The following is an 8,167-nucleotide window of genomic DNA, read 5'->3' on the forward strand; positions in this document are numbered from 1 at the left end:
CCCGCCGGCGAGCCCGGCCAGCGCGGCCGAGAAGGCAAAGGCCACCGTACGCACCAGCAGCGGATCGATGCCGATCGACGCCGCCGCGGTGTCGCTGTCGCGCACCGCCCGCATCGCCGCGCCCCAGCTGCCGCGCGACATGCGCGCGTAGGCCGCCAGCGAGATGGCCAGCGCCGCCAGCGCGAGCAGCGCCAGCGCGCGTTCGCAGCCTTCGACGCCCGGCAGCGAAGGCTGCGCGATGCCCATCAAGCCGTTCTGGCCGCCGGTCAGCGCGCGCCATTCGACCGCGCCATGCTCGACGATGAAGCCGAAGGCGATGGTGATCATCGCCAGCCCCGGCCCCTTGACGCGCAGCGCGGGCAGCGCCAGCAGCGCGCCGGCCAGCGCGGCAAGCGCCGTTCCCGCCAGCCAGGCGGGCCAGAACGGCCAGCCGGCCTGGCCGGTCAGGATCGCGACGCTGTAGGCCCCGATCGCGTAGAAACCGACGTGCCCGAACGAGATCTGGCCGGTCAGGCCGATCAGCAGGTTCAGGCCGACGCCGCAGATCGCCAGCATCGCGACCCCGGCGATCACGAAGACGAAATAGCCGTTCAGCATCATCGCGGCGGCCGCGGCGCCAAGCAGCGCCAGGGCCATCGCGCCGATCTGCAGCGGGGTGCCGATACCGGCAACGAGACGAGCGTGCGCGTTCATACCTTGCGTACCTCCGCGCGGCCAAACAGTCCCGCCGGGCGCAGCGCCAGCAACGCGATCACCAGCGCGAACGTGATGATCTGCGTGTAGCTCGAACCCAGCGAGGCCGTGATGGCGGCCTCGGCCACGCCGAAGATCAGGCCCGCGATCATCACGCCCCAGGCGCTGGACAGCCCGCCGAGAATGGCCACCGCGAAGGCCTTCAGCCCGAACACCGTGCCCATGTCCGACTGCACGTTGAACAGCGGGGCGATCAGCACGCCGGCCACGCCGGCCAGCAGCGTCGACACCGCAAAGGCCGCGGCCACGGTGCGGCGGATCGGAATCGCCATCAGCCGGGCGGCATCGCGGTTCTGCACGACCGCCAGCATCGCCAGGCCCCAGCGCGAGTGGCGCAGCACGTAGTGCAGCACGCCCGCGAGCGCCAGGCCCACGACCGGGATCAGCAGCTGCAACGGATAGACGCCCAGCCCGTCGGCCAGTTGCAGCGAGCCCGTGGCCAGCGGCGACGGCAGGCTGCGCGGTTCGGTGCCGAAGGTCAGCGTGACGACGTTATCGAGCACGATGCCGAGCGCCACCGTGGCCATCAGCCAGGCGTCGGAGCCGCGGCTGGCGAACGGACGTACCCCGACGAACTCGATCGCCAGCCCGTACAGCGCGCACAACGCCAGCGCCAGCAGCACCGACGGCGCCATCGGCCAGCCCAGCGTCTGCGCGAAGGTGTAGGTCAAGACCGCGCCGAGCATCATCGAGCTGCCCTGGGCGAAATTGACGGTGGCGCTGACCACATAGGTCAGGTGAAAACCCAGCGCCATCAGCCCGTACATGCTTCCCAGGCCAAGGCCGCTGATCGCGGCGGAGATCCATAACATCGTGTTTTCCTCGAGCGGGCGTCGTCGGCGGCTTGGGCCGCCGGCTTGGTTCGCGGCCTGGCCGGCTTCTTACTTCGACGCGACCTGTTTGTCGGCGACCGGCACGATGCGGTTGTCGATGAACTGGGCCCAGACGTAGTCGTTCTCGCTCAGCGCGTCGTGGACCTGCGGCGAGAAGGGCTTCAGATAGGTCTTGATCAGGCCTTCGTAACGGTCGATCTGGTAGAAGCCCTGGCGAATCGCGTCGCCCTTGGTCGACCCGGCGCGCTGGATGGCCAGCGCGGCCAGATGCGTGGCGTCGTAGGCGTTCGCGACGCCCACCGCGGGCGTAATGTCGTCCGGCCCCTTGATGTCGCTGTATTTCGCCTTCAGCGCGTTGACGACGCGCGTGCCGACCGGCGACGGCGCGCCGAAGAAGCTGTAGGTCTGCACGAAGTGAACGTTGCGGGCGTTCGGGCCGGCCAGCTCGGTGAAGCGTCCGCCGGCCGGGCCCCAGTGCGAGACCACCGGCACCTTCCAGCCCATGCGGTCCAGCGACTTGACGACCTGCGCCGACGGGCCGACGTTGCCGACCATCAGCAGCGCGTCGGCGCCGGCGGCCTTCAGGCGTCCGAGCTGCGGCACCACGTCGACATCGTTGGCCTCGAATTTCTCGATGCCGGCCGGCTTCATGCCCTTGGCGGTCAACGCTGCGACGATGCCCTTTTCGTTCGACTCGCCCCACGGGTTATTGACCAGGATCAGCCCGGGCTTGCTGGCGCCAAAGGTCTTCTGCGCGTATTGCAGCATCGCCTTGTCGACCAGCTCGTCGACCGCCGACACGCGGAACACGAAGTTGGGATTGGCACCGTTGCGCGTGATCGGCGTACCCGCGGCCCACGGCCCCATGAACGGCACCTTTTCCTGGTTGGCGATCGGCACGATCGCCATCGATACCGGCGTGTCCAGTCCGCCGAACAGCACCGCGACCTTCTCCTTGTAGATCAGCTCGCGCGCGGCCAGCACGCCCTTGGCTGGATTGCTTTCGTCGTCGCGCCGGACGAGCTCGAGCTTGCGGCCGTTCAGCACGCCGCCCTTCGCATTGATCTCGTCGATGGCAATCGTCATGCCGCGCGTCAGCGCTTCGCCGGCGCGTGCCGACTGTCCGGTCATCGCGGTGATCAGGCCGATCTTGACGGTGTCGGCCGCCAGCGCCGGCACGGCGGACAACGCGCACGCGGCGGTGGACGCGGCGACGGCGAGCATCAATGCGCGGCGGCGCGGTTGGGGACGGTGGCGGGACATGGCGGTTCTCCGGATCGGTGCAGGGGGATGGAATTGGCGTCATCGAAGCGACGGCCGCCGATGCGATCGCAAGAGGCATGCCACGCGTCGACACACGACCGCGATGCCTTGCAGGGAAAGGACCCGCAGATCGCAGACGATCTGGCCTGCATCTTGCGAACGATTCCGATATCGAGATGATTGCGATCGAAGCCGGTGCGTGCCGCACGAATGCGGTGCGGCGCGCAGCGAAGCGGGCCAGGGCGGTGCACCGCGCGCCGCCATTGCAAGCGCGGAACGTTCGATTTCGCGCGGATGCCGCGATCGCCCAACCAGGAAAGACACAGGTCGATGACCCACCATCCGGATCCGTTGCCGCCGTTCGGCCCGCTGCGCTCGCATGGGCGCTTCCCCTATCGCCCCATCACCGATGCCGACGATTTCGTCTGGCCCGGCGGCGCAAGGCTGGCCGTCTATCTCGGCTTCAATATCGAACACTTCGCCTTCGGCGAAGGGCTCGGCGCGAACATCGGCCCCGCGTCGCCGCAGCCCGACGTGCTGAACTACAGCTGGCGCGAATACGGCAACCGCGTCGGCGTCTGGCGTTGCCTGGAGCTGTTCGACCAGCTGCGGATGCCCACCGGCGTGCTGCTCAATACCGCGCTGTACGACCATTGTCCCGAGGTGCCCGACGCCTTCCTGGCGCGCGGCGACGAACTGATCGGGCATGGGCATACCAATGCCGTGCGCCAGAGCGATCTGGACGAGGCCGGCGAAAGGGCGCTGCTGCGCCATTGCCGCGACCGCATCGCCGCCCATGCGGGCGAGCCGCCCAGCGGCTGGCTGTCGCCATGGATCTCCGAAAGCGCGCTGACGCCGGACTTGCTGAGCGAGACCGGCTACCGCTACACGCTGAACTGGTGCCACGACGATCGCCCGGTGCGGATGGCCACGCGCGGCGGACCGCTATGGTCGATTCCCTATCCGCAGGAGCTCAACGACATTCCGATGATCGTCGGGCGGCAGATGGACGGCGCCGCCTTCGCCGACATGATCGTCGACCACTTCGACGAGATGCTGGCGCAGGCCAACCATGCCACGCATCCGCAGCCGCTGGTGATGGGCGTCGCGCTGCATCCCTATCTGGTCGGGCAGCCGCACCGGCTGCGTCATCTGCGCCGGGCGCTCGCGCATATCGCGCGGCACCGTGACGATGGCGAGATCTGGATGACGACGCCGGGAGCGATCTGCGAGGCGATGGAGGCTGCGGCCGGCGGGGCTGACGTCGCCGCTCGAACGCCGATGTCAGCGTCGATGCCAGCGCCGATGCCAGCGCCGATGCCAGCGGTGACGGCCGCCGTGGCGGCCGGAGGGTGAGGTCATGACGGTCCGTTCGTTGAACAAGGCCCGCACCAGTCCACGCGCGGGCAAGGCCAGCACCGCGGCGGCGGCCAATCGCACTGCCGCGGCGAACCCCGAGCCCCGGACCAGCGATGCCGACTCGCGCATCTACCAGGCGATCTTCGACGGCGTGCTGAACCATCGGCTGACGCCAGGCACCAAGCTGCCCGAGCCGGAGCTGTGCCAGCTGTTCGGCGTGGGCCGGGCGGTGGTGCGGCGCGTGCTGGAGAAGCTGGCGCACGACGGCATCGTGGCGCTGCGGCCGAACAAGGGCGCCGTGATCGCGGAACCGACGCCGGAAGAGACCGGCCAGATCTTCGAGGCGCGCCGCGCGCTCGAACGCGTGCTGGTCGAGATGGCGGTGGCGCGCGCCACCGCGTCGGACTTGCGCGATCTGCGCCGGCAGCTGGCCGACGAGCACGACGCCATGCACCGCTTCGACCAGCCCTCGTGGGCGCGGCTGGCAAGCGGCTTTCATCTGCGCATCGCGGCGCTCGCGCGCAATGCGGTGCTGCAGCGCTATCTGACCGAACTGGTGTCGCGCTGCTCGCTGATCGTCGGCCTGTACGAGCCCCCCGGCCATGCGCCATGCGAGCACGAGGAGCACGCGGCGATCGTCGACTGCATCGAGCAGCGCGATGCGGCCGGCGCGATCGCCAGGATGGATGCGCATCTGCGCGAGCTGGAGCAGCGCATCGAGACCTCGCGGATGCAGGGCGAGAAGAGCCTGGCCCAGATGCTCGGCCTGTGACACACCACCAACGAGGCAGTTGCGCCACCATGGAAATCGATTTCGACGCCATTACCGAATACCAGCGCTACAAGCTGATGGCCAGCCTGATCGTGCCCCGGCCGATCGCGCTGGTCACCACGCTGGGGGCGGACGGCACGGCGAACGCCGCGCCGTTCTCGATGTTCAACATGCTCGGCGAGGAGCCGCCGATCGTGATGATCAGCATCAATCGGCTGGGTGACGGCGCGCTGAAGGACACCGCCGCGAATATCGTGCGCACCGGCGAGTTCGTCGTGCATCTGTGCGACGAGCCGATGGCGGAACGGATGCACCGCTGCGGCGAGCGGCTGCCGCCCGATGTCAGCGAGCTCGCGCACGTTGGCCTGACCGCCGCGCCCAGCACGCGGATCGCGCCGCCGAGGATCGCGGAGGCGCCCGTGGCGTTCGAATGCCGGCTCTGGGAGACGCTGGAGACCGACAGCCGCCAGATCTTCATCGGCCGCGTGCTGCGGCTGCATGCGCGGGACGGGCTGATCGATACCGAACGCTGGCGCGTGCGGCTGCAGGACTATTTCCCGGTCGGCCGCTTTGGCGCGAGCTTCTATGTGACGACGCGCGAGCGCTTCTCGCTGGAGCAGGAAGCGGGCAAGCCTGCCGCGTCGACCGCGATCGACGAGATTTGACGGCAGGTCACGTGTTGGCGTTGCGCCGTCGCGCAACTGCCGTGGTGGCCGCCTTCTTTGCCGCATTCTTCGCCGCATTTTTCGCCGCCGGCCTGCGCTTGGCCGGCACCGCGTTCGCGAGCCGCAGCGTGGCCTCCACCGCCGCGCGCGCCCACGGTTCCATCTCGCCTGGCGACTCCAGGCACTGGGCCGGCAGGCTCAGGTAGTGCCGCAGCGCTACCTCCTTGCCGCTGCTGCGATAGCGGAAGGGCTCGCAGCCCTGCGCCTCGAAGCGGGGCAGCGTGACCGCATCGGCCTTCAGATAGCAGCGTCCGTCACTGATCAGCCCGAACATCAGCCCGTCGTAGAACAACCCATGCCCACCGAACATCCGCTTCGCCGCGATGGGGCCGATGCGGGCGGCCAGCGGCGCCATCAGTTCGAGCAGGTGGTCGACGAAGGGGTCCGGGCGGCGAGGGAGCGAGGACATGGGCGAAAGGCCGAATGGCCGAATGACGTGCGATCCGCCGATGGTAGCACCGGCGGCCCCGGGCCTCGGGGGGATGCGCCGCCGCCCGAATGCTGCTAGCCTGACGCGGCCGGCGGCCGATGTTCCCGCAGCGGTTCGCCGCGAGCAGATGCAGAGAACAGGCTCGGAACACGAGCACAAAACAGGCATAGGAGACAGCAGCATGACGCTAGACCAGCAGGCGGCGATCCGCCGCGCGCATCAGCATGGCGTGGGAGACATCCTGCGGCGCTCGGCGCAGCGCACGCCCGACAAGACCGCCATCGTCTGCGGCGACGTGCAGTGGAGCTACCGCGATTTCGACCAGATCTGCGACCGCCTGGTCGCCGCGCTGTCGCAGCAGGGCATCGCCGCTGGCGACCGCGTCGCCATCCTGTCGCGCAACTCGCACGCCTTTGCGGCGATGCGCTTCGCGCTGGCCCGCTTGGGCGCGGTGCTGGTACCGATCAATTTCATGCTCAATGCCGGCGAGGTAGCCTATATCCTGCGCAGCTCCGGCGCGCGCACGCTGCTGGTGGGCGCGGGCTTCGAGACGCTGGCGGTCGACGCGATTGCCGCGGCCGAGCAAGGTACGGCGGACGGCCAACTTGCCGGCGTGCAGATCGGCCTGCAGATCTGGCTGCCGTCCGAGGACCAGGCCGACGGCGCGCCCGAGGGCATGCTGCGGTTCGACGATCTGCTGATGGCGAGCGCGCCGGCGCCCGACATCGCGCCGGTCGATCCGCGCTCACTGCTGCAGATCATCTACACCAGCGGCACCGAGTCGCTGCCCAAGGGCGCGATGCTGAGCCACGAGGCGGTGCTGTGGGAATACGTGACCTGCATCGTCGAGGGCAATATGCAGGCCGGCGACGTCGTGCTGCATGCGCTGCCGCTGTACCACTGCGCGCAGCTCGACGTGTTCCTCGGGCCCGCGGTATATCTGGGCGCGACCAACATCATCACGGGCCAGCCGCGGCCGGACGTGATCCTGCCGCTGATCGCGCGCCATCGCGTCAATGCCTTCTTCGCGCCGCCGTCGATCTGGATCGCGTTGCTGCGCTCGCCGCTGTTCGAGGGTGCCGACCTTGCTTCGCTGGCCAAGGGCTACTACGGGGCGTCGATCATGCCGGTCGAGGTGCTGAAGGAAATGCAGCGCCGCATGCCGGGCGTGCGGCTGTGGAACTTCTACGGCCAGACCGAGATCGCGCCGCTGGCGACGGTGCTGCATCCCGATGACCAGCTGCGCAAGGCCGGCTCGGCCGGCAAGCCGGCGCTCAATGTCGAGACCCGCATCGTCGACGACGAGATGCGCGATGTCGCGCCGGGCGAGATCGGCGAGATCGTCCATCGCTCGCCGCAGCTGCTGGACGGCTATTACAACGATCCCGAACGCACCGCGGAGGCGTTCCGTGGCGGCTGGTTCCACAGCGGCGACCTGGCGGTGCGCGACGACGAGGGCTATATCACGATCGTCGACCGCAAGAAGGACATGATCAAGAGCGGCGGCGAGAACGTAGCCAGCCGCGAGGTCGAGGAAATGATCTTCCGCATCCCCGAGGTGTCCGAGGTCGCGGTGATCGGCCTGCCCGATCCCTACTGGGTCGAGGCGGTGACCGCGGTGATCGTGCTCAAGGAAGGCCAGTCGCTGTCCGAACAGCAGGTGGTCGACTTCTGCAAGGCGGGCATGGCGCATTTCAAGGTGCCCAAGCGCGTGATCTTCGCCGAGGCGCTGCCCAAGAACCCGAGCGGCAAGCTGCTCAAGCGCGAGCTGCGCCGCCGCTACGAGGCGCCGCGATGAGCGCCGGCGAGCCGACGCCCGACGCGTACTTCGATGCCGTCTACGCGAACGGCGACGATCCCTGGCACTACCGCACGCGCTGGTTCGAGGCGCGCAAGCGCGCGCTGCTGCTGGCGATGCTCGATCGGCCGCGCTATCGCTCGGCCTTCGAGCCCGGCTGCGCCAATGGTGAAATGACGGCCGCGCTGGCGCCGCGCTGCGAGGCGCTGCTGGCGGCCGACCGGCACTCGCGAG

General features: G+C 69.0%; 9 protein-coding genes. 5 read left to right on the forward strand and 4 right to left on the reverse strand.

The features are described from left to right. The 3 genes from B551_RS09645 to B551_RS09655 all read right to left on the reverse strand — a co-directional run. Positions 1-693 (reverse strand): branched-chain amino acid ABC transporter permease (locus B551_RS09645; RefSeq protein WP_043438491.1); only part of this gene is annotated, 693 nt, incomplete at its 3' end. Beyond that, complete coding sequence (locus tag B551_RS09650; protein ID WP_023263976.1) at positions 690-1,565, reverse strand: branched-chain amino acid ABC transporter permease; 876 nt, start codon at positions 1,563-1,565, stop codon at positions 690-692. The genes B551_RS09650 and B551_RS09645, both read right to left, overlap by 4 nt. 69 nt (positions 1,566-1,634) lie before the next feature. Continuing rightward, positions 1,635-2,810, reverse strand: coding sequence for an ABC transporter substrate-binding protein (locus B551_RS09655; RefSeq protein ID WP_006578581.1), 1,176 nt, complete (start codon positions 2,808-2,810; stop codon positions 1,635-1,637). A 369-nt stretch (positions 2,811-3,179) separates the two neighbouring features. Here B551_RS09655 and B551_RS09660 point away from each other — a divergent pair, with 369 nt between their 5' ends. Genes B551_RS09660 through B551_RS09670 form a run of 3 tightly spaced genes read left to right on the forward strand, consistent with a single transcriptional unit; the run spans position 3,180 to position 5,645 of the window. After that, positions 3,180-4,205, forward strand: coding sequence for a polysaccharide deacetylase family protein (locus B551_RS09660; protein ID WP_006578580.1), 1,026 nt, complete (start codon positions 3,180-3,182; stop codon positions 4,203-4,205). A gap of 4 nt (positions 4,206-4,209) precedes the next feature. After that, positions 4,210-4,980 (forward strand): GntR family transcriptional regulator, encoded by a 771-nt coding sequence (locus B551_RS09665; protein ID WP_006578579.1) that lies wholly within the window; start codon positions 4,210-4,212, stop codon positions 4,978-4,980. A 29-nt stretch (positions 4,981-5,009) separates the two neighbouring features. Continuing rightward, on the forward strand, positions 5,010-5,645 hold the full coding sequence (locus B551_RS09670; protein ID WP_006578578.1) for a flavin reductase family protein: 636 nt from the start codon (positions 5,010-5,012) through the stop codon (positions 5,643-5,645). Positions 5,646-5,652: 7 nt separating this feature from the next. On the opposite strand, the gene B551_RS09675 is transcribed toward B551_RS09670, so the two are convergent. Beyond that, positions 5,653-6,114: a TfoX/Sxy family protein gene (locus tag B551_RS09675; protein WP_006578577.1), complete on the reverse strand. Its 462-nt coding sequence runs from the start codon at positions 6,112-6,114 to the stop codon at positions 5,653-5,655. 202 nt (positions 6,115-6,316) lie between these two features. On the opposite strand from B551_RS09675, the gene B551_RS09680 reads away from it, so the two are divergent. Both B551_RS09680 and B551_RS09685 read left to right on the forward strand, forming a co-directional pair. Beyond that, positions 6,317-7,933 carry an acyl-CoA synthetase gene (locus B551_RS09680; RefSeq protein ID WP_006578576.1) on the forward strand — a complete coding sequence of 539 codons (1,617 nt, stop codon included), beginning with the start codon at positions 6,317-6,319 and terminating at the stop codon, positions 7,931-7,933. Further along, the coding region (locus B551_RS09685; protein ID WP_023263978.1) for an SAM-dependent methyltransferase at positions 7,930-8,167 on the forward strand (238 nt) is incomplete at its 3' end. The genes B551_RS09680 and B551_RS09685, both read left to right, overlap by 4 nt.

The organism is Cupriavidus sp. HPC(L) (assembly GCF_000307735.3).
Taxonomy (GTDB): domain Bacteria; phylum Pseudomonadota; class Gammaproteobacteria; order Burkholderiales; family Burkholderiaceae; genus Cupriavidus.